The sequence below is a fragment of the Flavobacterium terrigena genome, from assembly GCF_900108955.1.
Lineage (GTDB): Bacteria > Bacteroidota > Bacteroidia > Flavobacteriales > Flavobacteriaceae > Flavobacterium > Flavobacterium terrigena.
This window is the reverse complement of the sequence record NZ_FNYA01000002.1, coordinates 311260-331824: the sequence shown is the minus strand read 5'-3', so window position 1 is coordinate 331824 and position 20565 is coordinate 311260. Positions and strand designations below refer to the sequence as shown.

At 24.9% G+C, this 20565-nt stretch carries 15 protein-coding genes; 10 read left to right on the top strand and 5 right to left on the bottom strand.

Going from position 1 to position 20565, the window contains the following annotated elements; all coding sequences use genetic code 11:
* Positions 1–14 precede the first annotated feature (14 nt).
* The 6 genes from BMX42_RS04910 (at position 15) to BMX42_RS04880 (ending at position 8090) form a co-directional block, all read left to right on the top strand.
* Positions 15–245, top strand: a complete 231-nt coding sequence (locus tag BMX42_RS04910) for a hypothetical protein (protein WP_091309669.1) — start codon at positions 15–17, stop codon at positions 243–245.
* An 812-nt stretch (positions 246–1057) separates the two neighbouring features.
* On the top strand, positions 1058–1888 hold the full coding sequence (locus BMX42_RS04900; protein WP_091309662.1) for a Kiwa anti-phage protein KwaB-like domain-containing protein: 831 nt from the start codon (positions 1058–1060) through the stop codon (positions 1886–1888).
* A gap of 148 nt (positions 1889–2036) precedes the next feature.
* Positions 2037–3242, top strand: a complete 1206-nt coding sequence (locus tag BMX42_RS04895) for a site-specific integrase (RefSeq protein WP_091309658.1) — start codon at positions 2037–2039, stop codon at positions 3240–3242.
* 53 nt (positions 3243–3295) lie between these two features.
* A complete protein-coding gene (locus tag BMX42_RS04890; protein WP_091309654.1) occupies positions 3296–5782 on the top strand; it encodes a DEAD/DEAH box helicase family protein in 2487 nt (828 codons plus the stop codon).
* Positions 5783–6133: 351 nt separating this feature from the next.
* Entirely contained in the window at positions 6134–7009 is an 876-nt protein-coding gene (locus BMX42_RS04885) for an AAA family ATPase (RefSeq protein ID WP_091309650.1), read from the top strand.
* A gap of 127 nt (positions 7010–7136) precedes the next feature.
* Positions 7137–8090 (top strand): DUF3871 family protein, encoded by a 954-nt coding sequence (locus BMX42_RS04880; RefSeq protein ID WP_245748267.1) that lies wholly within the window; start codon positions 7137–7139, stop codon positions 8088–8090.
* 81 nt (positions 8091–8171) lie between these two features.
* On the opposite strand, the gene BMX42_RS04875 is transcribed toward BMX42_RS04880, so the two are convergent.
* Positions 8172–10664 carry a DEAD/DEAH box helicase gene (locus tag BMX42_RS04875; protein ID WP_091309641.1) on the bottom strand — a complete coding sequence of 831 codons (2493 nt, stop codon included), beginning with the start codon at positions 10662–10664 and terminating at the stop codon, positions 8172–8174.
* 10 nt (positions 10665–10674) lie between these two features.
* Positions 10675–11442, bottom strand: coding sequence for a hypothetical protein (locus tag BMX42_RS04870; protein WP_091309637.1), 768 nt, complete (start codon positions 11440–11442; stop codon positions 10675–10677).
* A gap of 164 nt (positions 11443–11606) precedes the next feature.
* On the opposite strand from BMX42_RS04870, the gene BMX42_RS04865 reads away from it, so the two are divergent.
* Positions 11607–15854 carry an NACHT domain-containing protein gene (locus BMX42_RS04865; RefSeq protein ID WP_091309632.1) on the top strand — a complete coding sequence of 1416 codons (4248 nt, stop codon included), beginning with the start codon at positions 11607–11609 and terminating at the stop codon, positions 15852–15854.
* 39 nt (positions 15855–15893) lie between these two features.
* On the opposite strand, the gene BMX42_RS04860 is transcribed toward BMX42_RS04865, so the two are convergent.
* On the bottom strand, positions 15894–17456 hold the full coding sequence (locus BMX42_RS04860; protein ID WP_091309629.1) for a hypothetical protein: 1563 nt from the start codon (positions 17454–17456) through the stop codon (positions 15894–15896).
* A 570-nt stretch (positions 17457–18026) separates the two neighbouring features.
* Here BMX42_RS04860 and BMX42_RS04855 point away from each other — a divergent pair.
* Both BMX42_RS04855 and BMX42_RS04850 read left to right on the top strand, forming a co-directional pair.
* Positions 18027–18419: a hypothetical protein gene (locus BMX42_RS04855; protein WP_091309625.1), complete on the top strand. Its 393-nt coding sequence runs from the start codon at positions 18027–18029 to the stop codon at positions 18417–18419.
* A 79-nt stretch (positions 18420–18498) separates the two neighbouring features.
* Positions 18499–18954 carry a JAB domain-containing protein gene (locus tag BMX42_RS04850; protein WP_091309620.1) on the top strand — a complete coding sequence of 152 codons (456 nt, stop codon included), beginning with the start codon at positions 18499–18501 and terminating at the stop codon, positions 18952–18954.
* A 96-nt stretch (positions 18955–19050) separates the two neighbouring features.
* On the opposite strand, the gene BMX42_RS04845 is transcribed toward BMX42_RS04850, so the two are convergent.
* Both BMX42_RS04845 and BMX42_RS04840 read right to left on the bottom strand, forming a co-directional pair.
* Positions 19051–19473: a hypothetical protein gene (locus tag BMX42_RS04845; protein ID WP_091309616.1), complete on the bottom strand. Its 423-nt coding sequence runs from the start codon at positions 19471–19473 to the stop codon at positions 19051–19053.
* Entirely contained in the window at positions 19463–19699 is a 237-nt protein-coding gene (locus tag BMX42_RS04840) for a helix-turn-helix domain-containing protein (RefSeq protein ID WP_091309614.1), read from the bottom strand. The genes BMX42_RS04845 and BMX42_RS04840 overlap by 11 nt, the downstream gene beginning before the upstream one ends.
* Before the next feature lie 289 nt (positions 19700–19988).
* Between BMX42_RS04840 and BMX42_RS04830 the strand changes: the two genes are divergently transcribed.
* Entirely contained in the window at positions 19989–20552 is a 564-nt protein-coding gene (locus BMX42_RS04830; RefSeq protein ID WP_091309607.1) for a hypothetical protein, read from the top strand.
* Positions 20553–20565 lie beyond the last annotated feature (13 nt).

The following is a 20565-nucleotide window of genomic DNA, read 5'->3' as shown; positions in this document are numbered from 1 at the left end:
ATGTAAAAAGCGTAATGAAACAAGAAACTGAATGTGAAAATTGCAACGAAGAGATAATAATTACAGAAAATAATTTGTTTTTTTCTGAAGAAAGTAAAGAAGAAAATATTTACTGTCCAGAATGTGATAACAAAGTTATTACCTTGAAAACAGATGGATGGTATTTTGTTAGAACAAAGTCTGAATATAAAAAGGATATTGAAATAGAACAATCCAAACAAAGGTTTTTTAATGTAATTCCTTAACAAGGATTCTGTTAATAATGATTTTGCTGAAGCTTAATCATAATCTTCTCATGTGATAATTGTTCTTAATAGCAAAATTCAATGATAAGATTAAGAAATTGCAAGAAAAGTTGTAAGAATTTAGTATTTTTTAATATATTTGAGAATTAATACTTAGATTTAGTATATAGCTAATAAGTAAGGGATTTTTTTAAACTTCAAGTAAGACAGAACATTTATGTATTCTAATTTCATTAAATTTGTTTTATCTTTTACTGGTTTGTCCCCGATATTGTTATCATATTGGATTGTAAAGACTTTACAGAATTTCAAGAATCTTAATGTTTATATAACAATAGATTCATGGCAAAATATAGTTGAAGGCTTGAAGAATATAATAATCAACCATTATTTTCTTTTTCTTTTCATTTTAATATTCATATTGTGTAGATTTTTATTTTTACAAGGTCTTAAAAATTTATCAAAAGGATCTATTGTATTAAAATCAATTAAATCTGTAGATATAAATTTTAACCCAATACTGTTTAGTTATATTTTACCTTGGTCAAAATTTTTTTTTAAAGATAATGAAGATTTAATTTTTGTAATTGGATTTAGTTTTGTCTATCTTTTATATACTTATATAGGAAAAAATTCATATCATTATAATCTAATTTTAAGACTTCTAGGTTACAAAAACTATGAAGTTCAGACAAAGAAAGAGATGAGCTACCTTTTATTATCTAAGGAGACTCTAATCAATGTTAATCAAGTAACAGAATATATACAAGTTTCAGATTATATGATAGTCAATGTTTCTAATAAAAATCTAAATGACAAATAACTTTTTTGCAATTCTTACTGATGGTACAGTTAGAAAAATACTTTTGACACAGGTTCTAACACCTACTATTCGAACAGTATTCATTAATTATGGTATTTATTTATTAAATGATGATACAGAGCAAATTGAATTTACTGGGAATTATAAACTTGATGATGAAGAAATCTTATTCATTAAAATGGATTTACCAGAATCATTAAATGATGTTGCAACAAATTCCATTGGAATTCCTAATCTAAATTTAGAGATTGATAATATAAAAACTCTATTTTGGTTTGAAGGGGATAAATATTATTTTCAAAATTTTGATTCAAGAAAATTACTCTCTAATAAAAATGTATTGTTTTATAGTAATAATACTTATTCAAAATTAGAAAGTGATGCTTTTGTTGTTGATAATATCGTTAATGCAATATATGAAAATGGTAATTTTTACTTTCGTTCATATGCAAATGCTAACAAAATTTTTTCATTAATTGAATATTTTGAAGAAGCCACAAATGATGAGATAATTGCATTCGTTGGTAATGATAAAGTTTCAGTTGATCAACAATGGTTAATTGATAATTCAAATACATTAATTAGAAAGCATATAACTCTACTACAAAAAAGTAATGTTTTAAGTACAGCAAATACTAAAAAAATAAAGACTTCTGCTAATAGATTCAATTTAAAAATAGAACTAGATGGTACAGGAAGAATTGTATTTCCCACGGACAAAAAATCTTGCAAAGACATATTGACTTTCTTAAATGAGCAATTTTATATTGGTTTAATAAGTGGAAATAAATATAGGACTAATTCTAAAAGAACTGCATAAAAACAGTAGCCCGTTCTGTAGAAATCCTTATGTTTTAAAAACATACAAACTTAGACCCAGCTATTGCTGGGTTTTTTTATGCCTAAAAGTCAAAATAACTGCATTCATCGACTCTAAAAAATCTTATTAATAACTAATAAACTATCTAATGACAACACAATCAATTAAAATATTGTTTGTGATTTCTGCTATAAGAATAAATAAAAAGGGATTAGTTCCATTAGTTTGCAGAATCACATATTTAAGAAAAAGGAAGCCTTTTGCAACAGGATTATTTATTAATCCTAATAATTGGAATAATGCATTACAAGAAGCCATTCCAATTGATATAGAGCATACACAAATAAATACTAAACTAAGTCTGATTAAACAAGAAATTAATCAGGCTTTTTTATTTTTACAAGTTCAAAAAAATGAGTTTGATGTTGATGATATTTACCTTAAATACAAGGGTGAAGATATAAAACCAGCTAAATCATTAATGGAAGTATTTGAATTGCATAACTCCAGAATGAAAATGCTAATAGGTAAAGAGTATACTAAATCTACACATTCAAAATTCATTGAAGCCAAACTGCATACAGAAGAATTTCTTTATCACACTACAAAAAAACGAAACATTAAGTTAGATGATTTGAGTCTAAAGTTTTTACAAGATTTTGATTTTTACCTAAAGACACAAAATAACTTTAAACAGATTACTATCAATAAAAGTATTCAAAGATTATCTAAAATCATTAAACTAGCTATTGCTGAAGGATTTTTAGTTACAAATCCATTTCTATTGTATAAACCCAAGAAAGTAATTAATAACATCACTTATCTTACTCCAGAAGAGCTATACAGCTTAGAGAGTCATGTTTTTTCTCAAAAGAGGCTAGAGCAAGTTAGAGATATGTTTGTGTTTTGTTGTTATACAGGTTTACCTTATCAAGAAATGGCAAGTTTAGAATCTAAACATATTGTAAAGAAATTTGATGATAAACTTTGGATTGATATGTTTAGACAAAAGACTAAAAAACAATTCTCGTTGCCATTACTTCCTAAAGCTATAGAGATTTTAGATAAATACAAAAATGATAAGATGTTGCTACCTATAATATCCAATCAGAAGTTTAATTCTTATATAAAGGAAGTAGCTGAGATAATTGGTATTGAAAAGAAACTCACTCATCATATTGCAAGAAAAACATTCGCAACAACCATACTTTTGTATAATGATGTACCTATTGAGGTTGTATCAGAGTTGTTGGGGCATTCTAAAATATCTACAACGCAAGATCATTATGCTAAAGTTGTGCAAAGGAAAGTTAGTGAACAAGTCTCTAGTTTAAGTAATAAATTAAGTAAATAGATTTGAAAAATAATTGTGTTGTAGTATATTTACAACACAGTTATTTATATTTTATGGCTTTACCAAATTCGCATTTTCAAGATTTTCCCATTGAGTTTAAAGAAATAAATCCTGAGGATTTTCCATTTTTTCAAGTAGATGAAAAAACTATTATTGAACCTGATAATAGAGGGTATATTGATAAACAACTTCAATCCAATATAAAATTAGGAGATAAAAACACTGTAGTTATAAATGCTGCTGTAGGTCAAGGTAAAACTTATTCAATTATTGAAATTGCAAAAAGATACTACTTGGATAGAAGCCAAGAGTATTTAGTTTTTATTGCTTCTCCATTTGTAAGTTTAGTTGAGCAGTATTGTAATGATATTGTTTGTGAACAAATACCAAAAGAAAAAATTTACAGATATGAATCTATAGGTCAAGAAAGCATAAGTTATATTGATAAAAAGATTCATATAATAACTGTAAATGGGTTATTGGGTAATCCAGGAGAAGATGCTTTTATTAATTCTCAAGCTAAAAGAAAATACCTTAATGATTTAGCTAAACATTGTAATGATAAAAATAAAAAAGTTGTATTTATTTATGATGAAATTCATGATGCAATTCATAATTTTAAGGAAGAATTTATTTTTAATTTATGGAAATGGAAATCTGTAATACACAAAAATTTTATAATTAGTGCTACATTCAATGAAGCTTCAAAAATTGTAATTGAGTATTTAGCTGAGTTGACAGATAAAAAAATACAAATTATTGAATCCAAAAGAAATAGAATTCCTAAAAATCAAAGCGCATTGTATTTGCATTATAACCCTGCTAAATACTTCAGGCATGATAATGAACAAATAAGGGCTGTTGTAGAGGATGTTTTAGAAAGAGGTAAACAAGTTGATATTTTGTCATATTCAAAAAATTTAGCTGATGACATTGTAAACCCAAAAAATGATGGTATTGGTAGAGAACTTTATAAATACTATACCAAAATTCAAAATTGTACTTCTGATTTAAATTCAAATCAAAGAATTGGGAAGTTAGATGTTGCAAATAGGTTTAGCAAAACAGATTGTAATGTTGGTACAAATTTTAAAACCGGTGTAAGCATAACAAAATCTAATCATGCTTTCATTATTATTATGCCCCAAAGAGGAGAAGGAATGCCATTTAAAAATCTAAATGGAATATTTAGTAATGGTATAATATCTGTAATTCAAGCTCTAGCTAGACAAAGAAAAAAAGGTGGTGAAATACACATTATATTACCACCCCCAGAAAGTTTTGATTATTTAACATTACCATTTAATGACGAACTAAAACTAGAGTTTGCTAAATTCTATGAAATAATTAAAGACCATTCTGTAACAAAAGAATTAGTTAAGTATATACCTTTGAACAATCAAAATGAAATCCTTAAAGAATTTTATGAAGAGGAATACAAAGGAAATCTTCTTAATGAAATAGAAGAAGTTGAAAATTCTGAAAGAAATAATTTGGTTAGATTAATTTTTCCAGAGTTCAAATTATTTCAATTAGACTATGGAGAGGATTATCTTGCTAATAATTTCAAGTTTTTTGGAAAGGATTTATCTGCATATATTACTTATTGTGCTATTACCAATCAGTTTATTAATTGTAATTTAAAAGGGGTTACCTATAAACCTATTATTGTATTTAAAGAAAATAAAATTCAAAAGAGATTACAGCATTTTTATAAAATGTATATGGATGCAGATACTTATCAAATGCTCTATAGAAATAATTCTGACTTAGGTTTTTATTTTGAATTTAGAAACAATTTATTTAAAAACTACAGATTAAAGCTGAATGTGAATGATGATAAATATGATACAATAAAAGAATATAAAAACAGAAATTTTGAAGTTCAATTAATAGGATTTATTCAAAGAATTTTATATCCAAATTATTCTTTTTCTGCATCTTCAAGAGGGTTTAGGGATTATGAATTTTCAAGAAAAGATTACTTTTTATTTAGTATTGCACATGCTGAAAGATTAGATTTAGATGAATTTACTTCTGATGAGTATACCTCTAAAAGAATAAATGCATTTAGAACTTTAAATTATTTTAGAAATAAAATGATTCAAGGAATTCAAACAAGTTCTTCCTTAACTAGAGGTGATTATAGATATGTTTTTGCTACACCACCAAGTGGTTTTGTTAATGAACATGAAAAAATTAGATTTGAAAGTATGATTGACTATTTTGTTACACAAGATAGATTAACCAAGAATAATATTTTTGAATTTAAACAAAGATTTAAACCTACTCATACATTTAAACAAAAAGTAAAATCTTTTTATACTAAACTGATTGAAGATTTTTTTGAAACTGAAAATTATAAAAAATCTACTCCACCAAGAAGAGTTGTAAAAGTGATTAATTCAATTCATGAACTACCAAATCAAGAAGAGGTATTAGACTTTGTAAGTCCAGCAGATATTCTCTTTTCTGATGAATATTTGGAATATAATAGTTATGAAATTGTAGATGGAAAATTAATCCATACTCCAATATAATTTTAACTCGTCCATTTTTGATATAGTCCTATATACAGATGTGTCAAAAGTGGACGTGTTAAAATTCCCCTATCACTGGAGACTTATAGATATATTCCCTGAAAATTTCAAAATATTATTACGCATAGGGTTTCTTTTAAAATCTTCCCATCCTGAAAAAATTAATTGATTTTTCAACGCACGAAAAAAGAGGAGGACTACTCTGTTGTGGGTTTGAGTATGCACAAAGCTACTAAATTTCTATCACTTTTTCAAGTAAAAACCCTATTTCAAAAACATTTTATAGCTAATAGCCAAAAGTAATTTTGGCTATTTTTTTATCTAATTATTAACCATTAAAGTTTAAAAATTATGCAATTAAAACAATCAGAAAGAAAACAAGTTAAGTTACGTTTAGGAATAAGCGGAGCTTCTGGCTTTGGTAAAACCAAGTCAGCATTATTATTAGCCTTTGGTATGACTAATGATTGGAGTAAGATAGCAGTTATAGATTCTGAAAATTCCTCTGCATCATTATACTCAGATTTAGGTAGCTTCAATGTAATTGATATTTCAGCACCCTATTCACCAGAAAGGTATATTGAAGCAATTACATTATGTGAAAAATCAGGTATTTTAGTAGTTATTGTAGATTCAATAACACATGAATGGAATGGTTCAGGTGGATGCTTAGATATTCACGAAAAGTTAGGTGGTAGATTCCAAGATTGGGCAATTGTTACACCAAGACATCAAGCTTTTATTGATAAAATTCTACAGTCTAGTTGTCATATCATAACTACTGCGAGAAGAAAAATTGAGTATGATATTGATAAGGATGTTAATGGTAGGTTGAAAGTTCAAAAGTTTGGAACTAAAGAAATAACTAGAGAAGGATTTGAATATGAATTAACTGTCAATTTTGAATTAATCAATGATAATCATTTAGCTAGAGCAAGTAAAGATAGAACAGGTTTATTTATGAATAAACCCGAATTTGTTATTAATTCTGCTACAGGTAGTAAAATACTTGAATGGTGTAATTCTGGAACTAATTTACAAGATGCTAGAGAGAAAATAAAAGCTACTAAAACTATTGATGAGTTAAAGGTTCTTTATAATCAGTATAGTGGATGGAGAGAGTTATTGGAGTATGATTTCAAACTTCAGAAAGACACTATCAATACAAAAGAATTATTGTTAAATCCTAAATCATTTTCTTCAAATGGACACACTACAACTCACTAATGAATCTACTACCATAATAGAGAATAATGGTAGTAATGAAGAATCTACATTGGTATTACAAAGAGTTAATTGCCCTAGTAATGATAATGTTATTAATGAAATAATATTACCTAGTAAAATTAATGGTATGATTCCAAATGAAGTTGTTTCTAAACCTTTATTTATACCAAAACCATTTATTGAAGCTAATACTTCTGAAATAGGTTTGCATACACTAAAGAATGAGTGTGTAATCCCTGTTTTTAGCAAGGATAATGAAAGAACTATAGCTCATCAAGAATTTATTGATATTGCGTTAGAATCAGCTTTAAAAGTGTTTCCACATCATAGTTTTGATGCTCCAGAAATTAGAGTGAGTCATCAAATTAAAGGTAGGACACCTGATGCAATACAAAAGAATGTAAAAGATTTGTTAGACCACGAGAGAACACAATATTTTGAAAGAATGGCATTTATTATTAGAATCCCAAGTATTGTAGAAACTATCAATGGTAATGAAATTGCATTATGTTTAGGTGGAGTAAGAAGCTATAATTTGGAAAACTTATATAATAAGAAGACTATAGAAAAATTTAAGTTTTTTATTGGTTTTCAAGTTAAAGTATGTTGTAATCTAGCTGTAAGTTCAGATGGATTTGTAGAAGAAATGCGTGTAAGTTCTTATCAAGAATTAGAAAGTAAGATTTTAGAAGTTTTACAAAATTTCAATGCAGAAAAGCAACTTGCACAAATGAAACAACTTTCAGAGTATTCTCTAACTGAACATCAATTTGCAACTTTACTAGGCAGAACTAGATTATATCAACACTTACCTAAAAAGGATAAAGTGGATGTTCCATTTTTAAGTTTTAATGATGGGCAACTTAATTCTATAGCTAAAGATTATTATGAAGATACTAGTTTCAGTAGAAATGAAAATGGAGATATAAATCTATGGAATGTATATAATCTCTTTACTCAAGCTAATAAATCAAGCTATATTGACACATTTCTGGATAGAAATGTAAATGCTTTTAATTTTTCAAATAGCTTGTTAAAAACACTAAATGGTAGTTCTAACTATCATTGGTTTTTGAGTTGAGAAGAATCCAGCTTCTTAATTGAAGCTGGGTTTATATTAGTGAAATTCTCTTTTTAAAATGTACTCTATAGACATTACTAATTAACTTATGAATCTTTCTATTTCAAATCTTTTAAAATCATTCAGTGTTTTGAGATATGTTTTGAATGATGCATTAGCCTTAAGATTGTTGTTAGCATCAAAACTTAGGTTTTGCAACTGATTTTTAGCTTTTATTCTATTAATTAGACTTATATTTAAACCAAATTTTGTAAAACTAATTATTTTCTTATCATTTGTACCATATACATATTGATGGTATATATCTTCTGATATTAGGTTATAATCATACAAAAACACTATAAACTTATTTAGTTTAAAACTAATAAAATCATCTTCAATTTTCAATTTAACAATAGCGTAATTAATTAATTGCTTGTCTGTTAATTTAGTTAAATCTATTGCAACATTTTTATTATGTATATCTTTAAAATATTTATCAGATTTATATGGAATTTCTCCATAAGTTGTTCCAATATAATATATATGATGTTTTTTATCTGTAGATTCTTTTCTTCCTTTTAAATATTTAAAAAGGTGATTAACATTTTCTCTTAATGAATATTTTCTATTTTCAATATATTTTTCATAAAAATCTCTTGCTATCTGTTGTTCAAGTCTCCCAAATTCAAAATCAACTAAAAATTTCTCTTCTTTAGTAAAATCTTCAATAAAAACTTTATAAATTTTATCCAATAGTTTAACATCGTTCCAATCTGAACTTTTAAATTTATTTGAATTGAGTTTTTTACTTAACAGTTTGGCTAGTTTATCTGTATCAGAATAAAATAGATTAATTCCATTTTCTATTAGATACTGCTTTAATTTTTGAAGCTCATCTACTGGAGTTGTAACCAAAAATTCTTCATCATTTACTAATTTAGCAATCACTTTAGGGTCTGCTTTTTCTTTTTTAATATCATAGTTTTCTAAAGTAGGATTTTCAATTTTATCATCAAAAACCCTGCTTCTTAATTCCTGTATTTTTGTAAACATATTAGTATTTGATTTATCATCAAATTCATTGTTTATAAAATGTACTTTAGGGAGTAGCTTATTTAAATTATTTCCATTTTTGAAAATGTCATTTAATCTATTAACTCTTCCTATTAAATTTGTTAGCTCTTTTCCATGTAATCCATATGTGTTGAGTATGAACAAAGTGTCAATAGGCAAATTTATACCCTCTAATATTACAGAATTGGCTATTATATAATTTAGTTCTGGCAGTTCTTTAAATTTTGTTTCTAGATATTCTTTAATTAAGTCAGGCAGTTTACCATGAAGATATATGATGCCATGTTTTAATAAATCTACACCATAAAAGCTATCATGCACTTCTTCTTTTAGATTATTAATAGTCTCTATGATTTTATCATTTAAGTCAGTAGACTTCTCAATGTTTTTAGCCAGTTCAATAGCTAATTTTTCAATAACTTTAGGTGAATTATAATAAAGGAAGTTTTTTTTACCTGAATTGGTGATTAAATATTCAATAAAGTTTTTATAACTACCTATCTCAAATCCTGTATTTAATTTATTTATAAAATATTTATTGTGCTTAACTACTGTATTGTCAATCTTATACTCGTAAATTTCAGGAGCTTTAATGTTAAACTCAATGGTGTGAGAATGTATAATCTGATTATCCTCAATTTTTATGTTTTTAATTTCATTTATTAATGGAGATAAATATGCAACTTTTTGATTTTCATTTAAGTTTTTATTTAGTCTTAAAAGTCTGGTTAACAACAAACTTCTATTATCTCCACTTTTAACTTTTTTTAAAATATTATGAGCTTCATCAATTATTAAAACATCAAAAAATATGTCTTTTTTCCTTTTCAAGAGCCTTAAAGCTCTTTCTTGGGTAAAAACAGCAATAAATTTAGTTTCATTTGAATACATTTCCTCGTGAATCAAAATTTTATAATCTAAATCAGCATCCCTTATCATTTTATAAGTTTGCATTAAAAGTGATTTTGTTGGTACAATTATTACAATCTTAGAATTGTTTTGAAGCTTTTCTATATAGTCAATTATAACTGAACTCTTCCCATAAGATGTTGGGGCTAAAAAACCTTTCTCATTAGAATCATCATTTAGAAAACTATTTCTTTCCTTATGTTGCTCATAGGTTTCAATGTAGAATTTATTTATATCAATTTCTTTTTGAAATTTTTGTAATTGAATTGTTGTGAAAAAATTATCAAGGCTATTATTTGAAAGTAAATTATTCTCTAATATTGTGTTAGAAATTGGATAAAACCCAAAGATTGTTGAGAAGTCATATAAAGGCTTATAGTCTGAATATTTTATAGAATATTTTAGTATCAAAAAATATGATATTTCAGCATAACTCTTATATTTCTTATCATTAGCATATTCTTTTAAAAACATTAATGCACAGCTAAGCACATAGGTCTTTTCATTCTCATTTAAATCTTCATCTATTGTGAGTTTAGTAATTACATCCTTAAATGCAGAATTTTTTTTAATTATTTCAGTCAGTACTCTTTTTTCTTCTGTTAGCATATATAGAATATTATGAATTTAAATAATCAAGGACATTCTTGATAGCTCTTTTATTTATACAAATGACCATAATCTTTTTATAGTTCTTCTTTTTAAGATATTTTTCAATTGCTAGCTTTAATTCTTTTTTATTAATATTTTCCCAAGCAGCATCCATAAATATAGTAGAACATGGTATAATATTAAAATCTTTAATATCAAAGTAATTGCCTCTTATATAATTTATTGATAAGTCATTCAACTTATCTTTAATAGTTTTTTTAGTTTTTGTATCACTTAGATTCGCGTGTTTATAAGCATTTTCCCATGGATTGTTGTCTTTGTCTTTTCCTTCAACTTTATTTTTCAAACCTGAATAAGCTTCAGCAATTTTACTTTTATGAGAAATATCAATTGTAGTTATATTTCCAGATTTACTCTCTAAAATCCATTCTTCATTTTTTTTAGAATAATAACCATCAAATCCCTTTTTTAATGAATTCTCTTCAAGATTAGTAAATAAAAATTCAGCCTTGAATTTTTTAGTACTTATGAAAAGATGAATTATAAGTTCAGCAATTGCTCCCATTTCTAGGTCAGAGTCTTTTTTAGAATGAAAAAAACTAGATAGTTTCGTTTTGACATCTTTTAGATCTATATTTCTAGAGCCTTCACAAATTTTTGATAGTTTTTCATCAAAATATTTTATTAAACTACTATCTAAAGTATCTATATCAATAGTATAAAGAATGTTTCCACACTCAAGAGTTTGTTTTTTGGGATTGAAAGGATTCTTCATTACTACTTATAAGTGTTTTAAAATTATAATAATATTATGAAAATATTTACAATTAATCTACGAAAAAGTAAAAAAATGTAAGTTATTACTTTAAATTATAGATAATTATTTGATTCGAATTTATTTTCTATATTGTATTGTATATTCGTTAAAACTTATAAGATATGACTAGCCAAGAAAAAGGAGCAAAATTTGAGAAAAATGCAAATGATTTTTTTGTTTGGTTATTTGAAGAAATAGGGTTTACTGTAGCAAAAGATAGGTTGCAGTTTTCAGGAACTCAAGATGGCTTTGATATTCACATAATAGCAACTTTTAATAATTTTGAGAGACAAATTCATATTGAGTGCAAGGACTACAAAAATGATTTAGATGTAGGGAATATATTTAAAAAACTAATAGATTTAGAAAAAAATTATGACCTAACTGAGAATGATTTATTTATCGCAATATCACCTAGGGCAAATTTCAAAAATGCAGACAACTCTGAAAAAACTAGTCCAGTCATAAATGATAAATTTTCATTTAAGACTTATCTACTTGATAAGTCAAATTATATAAATGAATTGTTTGCTTTAAATGATGAATTTTATAGAGATATATATAATAAGGATGTTAATTTCCCTTTAGATAGAGCAAAGGAAATAGAAAGATTTAAAGCTATTATATTTTCTAGAAAACCATTCAAAAAAATATTTTTAACTGAAAAAAATAAAACTGATTTTATTGGGGTAATAAATTCTAATACTAATTATCTTCCTAGATTTTTGAGCACTAGTTTAAATAGTGAAGATCTTTATTTATTCAATAGATTAAGCAATAATTTACAATCTTTAGATGATATTTTACAAGTTGAGAATAAAGTATTACTTCTTGGCAATCCTGGTCTAGGCAAGTCTACAGAATTAAAAGAGTTTGCTCTTTCAAAATGGAAATTAGGTGAACAAATTACTTTTATCCCAATTTTTAGAAATCTCAAAAATTTTACAGCCAATAATAAGATTGAGGACTTTTTACCAAATAACTTCGATGAAATCACAAATTGCTATATAATTTTTGATGGATTAGATGAAATAAAAGATTCCCAAGATTTTATTTCAAAACTTGAAGTATTCATTGAAGCTTGTGATAATAATAAACTTAAATCAATTAAATTTCTACTTAGTTGTAGAACTAATATCTATGAAAGTATTGTTAAGAATATAAGTGATTTTAAAGTTTTTTATTTGAACAACTTATCAAATGATGAGGCTTTTAAACTATTAAAGAAGCAATTAATTGACAGTAGCTTGATAGAAAAACTACCTTTTCAAAGAATTCACTTTGACTTTCTTAAAAACCCCTTTCTAATAGAAATTTTATCAGAATATATTAATAGAAATAATAATTTACCAAATAACTCAATTCAACTTTGGGGAAATTATATCAATAAAAGATTAGAATTTGACAATAAAAATAAACTCTTAAAATTAAAAATAAATATCCCTTTAATAGTAAACTTTTCTAGGAAAATCTCATTAATATCAGAATTAATGAAAACTAATTCAATAAAAGAAACTGAAATATTTGAATTAATTTCTGAACAAACAAATGAATATTTAAAGAACCCATTAATTGAAAAAGATTTAAATAATGATAGTTGGAATTTTGAACATAGAAATATTCAAGAATTTTTTGCATCAAAGTATCTTTCAGAATTATCATATGAAAATATTATTGATTTTATTAGTATTTCTGAAAAGAAAAAAAGAAAGAATGCACTTGAAAGATTTATAAATTGGATTTCTTGTTCTGAAAAAAACTCAATTAATAAAACACACCCTTCACTTTTTAACACTATTACTTTCCTTATAAATATACTTGATGACAATAAAAGTCAACAAGTTATTAAATGGTTAGAAAAAAATGAACCAGAAATATTATTTACAGCTGATTCTGATAGAATAAATTTGGATGTTAAGAAAATTGTCTTTCAAAATTATTTTAAAAAAGTATGTATTGAAAATACTTTTTGGATATCTCATAATAAAAGTTTTAACCCTGAAACAATTGCTAAATTTGGTGATTGTGAAGATAATTTTAATTATCTAGTTTCTATTGTTGAGAACACAAATAATCATTTTAGAGTTATAATATCTGCAATAGAATTATTATCATATATGACTCTGCCTACTTCTCAAAATCAGAAAGTTCAAGACTTTTTACTTTTAAAATTAAGAAGCAGAAATATTGACTCAACAAATTCAAAAGAGAATGATTTAAAAATTAAATCATATGTAATAACTTATATTAAAAAATTTAAATTTCACAAAGAAAGCACTGTGTATCTAACTGATATTCTGGACTTTTTTAAGGATGAAGACAATAAAGAAATCAATAGTAGTTTACTTCATTTAATTAATAGTTTAGATAATGATATTGATAAGTATTTTGAGTTTATTCTTGCTGAATTTTTAAGAATATTCAAAATTATTAATAGAACTGAAGAAGACGAATATTTACATAGTAAGTTAGTAATTCAAGATTTAATTTTGAGAATAAATGACTCTGATAACTTTATAAAAATATTAAAATATATCATTAGTAATGAAAGTAATTTTAGTATAAACTTCGATGATAGTTTTATTTTACAAATTTTTGAAAAATCTAGAATTATAGCATCTTTTGATGTCTTTTTTATTGATAAAAAAATTGAATTATTAAAAGAAAGAAAACATTGGTTTGAGAGAGAAAATGAACTTGCTGCCTTTTTTGTATCAACTAACTCAAGTACTAAATTAATAGATAAGGTTTTAAGTAATGAAATTTCTTTAAAAGAAAGTAGACATTTAGTTGCAAGATTACTTTCAGATGATAATATTCATTTAATGATTGATAAATTTATAAAAGAGGATTTTCCTACTAATGAAGTAGAAGTTTTTAGAAATATTATCGGAAATACTAATTCAATAAAATTAGCAAAATCTTTTGAAAAAGTAATGAATGATAATGGTTATGTTTTTGATAAAGAATATATTAGTGATGAAGAGATTGAAGAAATTAATAAAAAAAGAGAAATAAAAAAACAAGATAATTTTGATATTCTTTTTGATGTTAAAAAGATTGAATTAGAAATTAAAAAAATTTTTAATGAAATTAATATAGAAAAAATTACGTGGAAATTAATCTGTAAGTATCAAAGCCAATGGTACACTAAAAATAATCACTCTTCAGAAATTGATTCTTCATTAACATTATTAATAAATTTAATTAGAGAAAATGGAATTTTATCATTCAATGAAGTTGTTAATTTAATTCAAAATGAAGATGTTTTAATGACAGAAATAAGAAGATATTTTAACAAAAAGATTAGATTTAATATAGATTCATCTCATGAAAAAGCTATATATGATTGGTGCTTAAAATCAGTTGAAAAAATTAATTATAATGAAATAATATTAATAAAAAATAATAGATACTCACTTACCTCAAACTATTATATTTCTAAAAATATTTATTTCTTTCAAAAGAAATTTGGCTATACATTACCCCAAAAATTTTATAGATCGCTATTAAAATATTCTGATTTTGAAACTTTGGGTAATGAAGAATATCAGTTTAATTATTTAATTGAAAAAATTAATTGTAAACCTGTTTCAGATGCTATAATTATTGATAATATAAATAATATAGAAAGTTTACATTTTAATTCACGTAGAAATCATGTTTTTTATGCAATTGAGAATAATTTAATTGATTCTTTTGAAAAAATAAAAGAGACTTTATTAAATGATGAGTACCTATATTATCAAGACAATATTCTCGAAAGATTTTTTGAAAAGACTAAAGGTTCTGAATTTCTAAAGAAATGTTGTGTTGATATCACTTCTATTTTGTGTTGGGAAGCAATAAAAATACTTGTAAAAAATGATTTAGAAAAAGAGTTTGTAATTGAAAAATCAAAAGAATATTTAAATCTTAATGAGAAAAATTATAGAATGGAAGCACTTGGAATTTTATTTAAATATAATCTTCCAGAATCAATAGGAATGTTTTTTAATTTTATAAAAGGAGAAATTGGGGAGTCAATAAAATTAGAATATTATTTAGGTTATAATAATGATGCTGGTTTAGAATTAATAGAAAGATTTTATTATCTTTTATATGGACAAAATGATAACAAAGATGTTTTTAAACATCATGATGCTAGGGAATTTTTTAGGCATTATCTGAATAATATGTCTAGTAAAAATGATGATATTTTTAAGAGAATTCAAAGTATACTTAAAAAAATACAAAAAAAGACAAAGAAGAAAAATGCAGAATTATTCTATATAAATATGTTAATTGAGAATTCTGTTGACAGTTTTGTGAATTTTAAATCAAAACCTCTAGAATTTAATGAAGCAAAAATTAAAGTTGAGAGTTTTTAAATATTTATGTCTTTTTCAATTGCAAAAGGAAATATTAATTTATTCATAAATATCACTTTTTTTATTCCAAATTATTAAGCAATTTTTATTGTTTTCTTTTGTCCCAAACATTGGAACTATGTTACTTATTTTATTAGTAAGATTTACATGTAACATTCCTATGAAATTTTCATCTTTTTGTTTATTATAAAATGTTCTTTTTCTATAATCTTTATTGTAGATGTAAATTTGAAGATATTTATCACTTAAAATTATTTGTTTTAAATTAGATGAATGCTTTTTTCTCTTTTCCTTTTTCACATAAGAAATTATCTTCTTTGTGTTGTTTCTAATAAATTCTTCTATTTTTTCTTTGTTGGTACTTTCATAATCTAAATATATTCCAGCTTTTTCAATAACATTGTAATTAGATTTACTATGATGTTTTATATAACGTAAGTTTATTGTTTTATTTTCATTTTTTAAATTCCCAAAAATAAAACTTTTGTTAATTCTTAAATAGTCCCTCTTTTCTCCCAAAATCTTTTCATCAAAAAACATAGTTCCCTCAGTAATATTTACTTTTTCACCTTTATAGAATTCTCTTAATTTTTCTAAATCAACACTTTGCCAACAAGGCATTTTGTATTTAGTTTTTATTTGAAAAAACACATTGTTATACTTTTTTGGAAGTAATTTTTCCAGAGTTATAGCTGTATAAGCAGCAGAAAAGTTCATGAATTTTCTACTATTTAAAGTTGTCTTTATTAAAATATTATATTGATTTCCTTTTGAAATAGTATTATCATAACTATGGATAATTTCCCATCCATAATGACTTGTTTTAAATCTTAATTCAATTTCCATTATTGAGGATGGAATGGAAATGTTATAACCATTTAAAACATCTAAATATTGAAATAATATCTTTTTATATGCTAGAACAATAGCATTTGAAATATCAACCAAATCATCAAATTTATTTATAAAATCCCAAGAGTAATACTCTTGAGTCTCTTTTTTATCTTTAAATTTAATTCTAGATGATTCAAATGTAACACCGCCATGTGCTATAGAATTTCTTAAAGTATTATTGTAGTTTTTTGTTAGATTATTAAAATCTTTAACTGTTTTAAGAGTTTCAATACAATTGTATATGTCAAGTTTTTCAGTCCCTTTATTGTTCTTTACTCTTAAATAAAATGCAATAGGTTTCAAAATTCCAAGCAATACAACATCATTTAATTTTAAGTATTCATAAATGATTTTATCACTAAAAAAATACATTAATTCTGCATCATTATTTGGCAATAATTCTGTATGAATATCTTTTTTATTAATTGTATTTAAAGTTTTTATAGCATGATTAAATTCATAAGAACTCTCATTTAATATTTTAAAAAAGTCAGTAATATCCTTTTTTGAAGTAAATATATCTTCAAGAAAACTATCCATAACTTGATGGATATCTCTGTTGTAGAATTTGCTTGGAGAATCATAAATATACTCACTTAAAGAATAGAAATTGTCATGGTCACATTTTATTAAATCCGGGAATCTTTCAAGTATTGATTTTTTCTTTTTATCTAAATCTTTAAAAGTAAAAAAGTTTATATCTATCATAAAATGTTATTTTATCAAATTTATAAATTATAAATGCAAAATAGAATACTTATTACGCAATTATTTTGCGTAGATTTTTTAAAAAAAAAATAATAGGAACAATTTTACACACATGTAATCCTCCTCACAAACAGCCCGTGCCTCTCTTTGAAAAAGGAAACTCCCCCTGCCAATTATATAGTGTTTTGTTTTTTTGTGCCTAGATAAATCATCTTGGTTTAAAACAATTGCTTTGTTATGCTTTGAGAGCTTTCAGGAATGTTGTTCTTAATTTTGGTATGGCTACTTTGTTTAACTTTTTTAGTTGTAGTTCTGATAGTTTTGTAGTTTTTAATTTTGTTTAAAGATAACTTTAGCTAGAGAAATTATAAATCTAAATAGCAAACACTTCTTTATTTTTAAAATCCCACCTCACTAAATACCCTCACTTATTGGTGCAGTCTGTAAAGTCTGTGTTTATTTCTATTTCATAATTCTGCATTTTAATAAATTCAAGTTGATAGCTGTTAATTTATTAAGTGTACTTGTGTATTTAGATTAAGCAAAGTTCAACTCAAAAACTCAAAAAAAATGGTAAGAATTGTAAATTACTTAAAAAGACAAGCAGAGGATGGTAGAGAATTCTTTGTGCTAGAAATTTCTGGAGGTATTGAAATGATTAAAAGTCAAACCTCAAATCAGTTTTATGCTACAGCTAAAAAAGCATTTATTTCATCAACTTTTGATGAGCAAACTTGTAAAGCTCTTATTGGTACTGAAATGCAAGGTAATGTTGTGAAGCAAGATTGTGAATCTTATGAGTATGTGAATAAAGACTCTGGAGAAATTATGTTATTGAACTTCAGATATGTTTATGCTCAAGAAGAAGTTATCTCTAATGAAGATAAATCTATTCAAAAACTTCTTGCAGAGGAAAATACATTTTCAACTAATGGACATCACAAAGAAGAGTTTGTAATGTAAAATCTTAACTCGTCCACTTTTGATATAACTCTATATAGGGTATAGTCATTTTTGGACGGGTTTTTTATTTTTTTAATTTATGGAAGTAGCTGAAATTAAAGTTTCTTATTCAAATACTAATTCTGAGAAAGTGAAAGTCACTAATAGCCAAATTGCTTATGATGTGATTTTGAAACATTGGGATTTAAACATTCTTGAGTTTCAAGAAGAAGTCAAAGTAATGTTGTTTAATAGAGCAAACATATTGTTAGGTATATATGAAATGTCTAAAGGTGGTATTTCAGGCACAGTTGTAGATATTAGGATTATTCTTAGTGTAGCTTTAAAATGTAATTCTTCTAGTATTATCTTAGTGCATAATCATCCAAGTGGTAGGTTAGTTCCAAGTGAACCTGATAAAGCTATTACTAAAAGATTGAAAGAGGCTTGTAGTATTCTAGATATAGAATTGCTGGATCATTTGATAATATCTAGAGATGGTTTTTATAGTTTTGATAAGGATAAAGTTTTTAATACAAATCTTTTGGAGCTCTAGTGATGATGCATGCGAATAGGTGTGTCAAGAAGGGTGTTTTTTGGGGTATTGTTGATTAGTTTAAAAATAATAAGATATAATAATATAGCTTTTTTATTAAATTAACTCAGTTAATTTTTTTATTTCTTCTTCATTGTAGGAGCCCCAAATGCCTTTGTTTTTAGAAAACAATTCTTGTTGAATATTTTCAAAATATAAGTTTTCGAATAAAGCTATTAATTCATCAAGTGAGTTGATTTTACCAAGCGAGTTGTCTAATATAATCAATCCGCTAATGTTTTTATATAATTTGATTTCATTATTTGATTCATTAATAAATATTCCAAAAACAAATTCATCAATTCTATCACACTTCTGGATAGAAATATTGTTTGTTTCAGACATACTAGTTATTAATTCTCTGATACAAATCTCATTTTTAGTATAAAGACCTACTAAAAAAGGAATAGTTAATCCATTATTGACATAACCCTTATTTAAAAAATAATCTAAAGTTTTAAACCATTTGTTACTTTTCATTGGTTTCAAAATTTAATAATTCATGCAAAGTTACATCTAAAGCTTTACTTATTCTGAAAAGCATATAAATAGTTGGATTAGTTCTGCCTGATTCTATTCTTGAAATATTTGTTGTGTCAATGTTTCCATCAATTTTACCAACCAAATCTACTTGAGTTAAGCCTTTACTAACTCTTAAATTTTGGATTTTTTTACCTACACTTTTTAATAATTCTTGCTTATCCATTTGTTGACATATTTGGCAAGTCAAGGAAAGATTATTATGTTTGTAAGTAAATGCCATATATGGCAAGTTTTAATATTTTTAAAAATGCTAAGAGTGATTAAAAAGTTCGTTACTTCAATTTTAGGATACATACCATTAATTCTAATTTTTATTATCTTTTTTGGTGTTCTTGCTCTGTTAGGAAAACTTGGTTTAGAGATAATAAGGGCTGTAGTTGGAGTACTAAAAGAATATTGGTACATCACAATTTTACTAGCATTGATAATTATCTTTTTAACAGGAAAGTCAAATGATAAAAAGTAACACAAGCATAAGAGAATCTATGGATTATGAATTAATGCAAGAACTTCAAAATTACAAACCTCTAAAAGTTAAATCTATTAAAACTTGGTTAGTTAAAAATGAAACTCATTTCAACTTTTTAATTAATGAAACTAGTTGTAATATTTGGAGAAAATGGTTGAAGAATAAATCAAAGATACTACCACCTTTTTTGTGTTCAGATAGAACAGAAGACTGTAGGCTAATTGAAGTTTATTATAATATGTTTAGACTAATTGAAGCTTATAAAAAACAAGATTATGTTACAGAGGTACTAGCTGAATATGAACAAATCAAAAATAATCACGATGCAGTTTATAATTGGGTAGAAAAATATTTTGGAATTAATGATTTTATAGGTCTAGAAATAAATACAAAAATTAAAAATGAATCTGGTGAAGAAATAACTTTTCAGCTAGATACAAAAGAATTTGAAACTGCATTGAAATTTGATGATGTAGTATTTGAAATATATTGCTCAAAAGAATATCAATTAAGAGATGAGTTAAATAAAAACTCTAATAAAAATTAATCATTTAATAAGA

Bases quoted from the DNA above. Each gene is read 5' to 3' on its own strand.
- BMX42_RS04830 (WP_091309607.1), top strand. From the start codon at position 19,989: ATGATAAAAAGTAACACAAGCATAAGAGAATCTATGGATTATGAATTA.
- BMX42_RS04910 (WP_091309669.1), top strand. From the start codon at position 15: ATGAAACAAGAAACTGAATGTGAAAATTGCAACGAAGAGATAATAATT.
- BMX42_RS04900 (WP_091309662.1), top strand. From the start codon at position 1,058: ATGACAAATAACTTTTTTGCAATTCTTACTGATGGTACAGTTAGAAAA.
- BMX42_RS04880 (WP_245748267.1), top strand. From the start codon at position 7,137: ATGATTCCAAATGAAGTTGTTTCTAAACCTTTATTTATACCAAAACCA.
- BMX42_RS04845 (WP_091309616.1), bottom strand. From the start codon at position 19,473: ATGAAAAGTAACAAATGGTTTAAAACTTTAGATTATTTTTTAAATAAG.
- BMX42_RS04865 (WP_091309632.1), top strand. From the start codon at position 11,607: ATGACTAGCCAAGAAAAAGGAGCAAAATTTGAGAAAAATGCAAATGAT.
- BMX42_RS04850 (WP_091309620.1), top strand. From the start codon at position 18,499: ATGGAAGTAGCTGAAATTAAAGTTTCTTATTCAAATACTAATTCTGAG.
- BMX42_RS04885 (WP_091309650.1), top strand. From the start codon at position 6,134: ATGCAATTAAAACAATCAGAAAGAAAACAAGTTAAGTTACGTTTAGGA.
- BMX42_RS04860 (WP_091309629.1), bottom strand. From the start codon at position 17,456: ATGATAGATATAAACTTTTTTACTTTTAAAGATTTAGATAAAAAGAAA.
- BMX42_RS04890 (WP_091309654.1), top strand. From the start codon at position 3,296: ATGGCTTTACCAAATTCGCATTTTCAAGATTTTCCCATTGAGTTTAAA.
- BMX42_RS04855 (WP_091309625.1), top strand. From the start codon at position 18,027: ATGGTAAGAATTGTAAATTACTTAAAAAGACAAGCAGAGGATGGTAGA.
- BMX42_RS04840 (WP_091309614.1), bottom strand. From the start codon at position 19,699: ATGGATAAGCAAGAATTATTAAAAAGTGTAGGTAAAAAAATCCAAAAT.
- BMX42_RS04870 (WP_091309637.1), bottom strand. From the start codon at position 11,442: ATGAAGAATCCTTTCAATCCCAAAAAACAAACTCTTGAGTGTGGAAAC.
- BMX42_RS04895 (WP_091309658.1), top strand. From the start codon at position 2,037: ATGACAACACAATCAATTAAAATATTGTTTGTGATTTCTGCTATAAGA.
- BMX42_RS04875 (WP_091309641.1), bottom strand. From the start codon at position 10,664: ATGCTAACAGAAGAAAAAAGAGTACTGACTGAAATAATTAAAAAAAAT.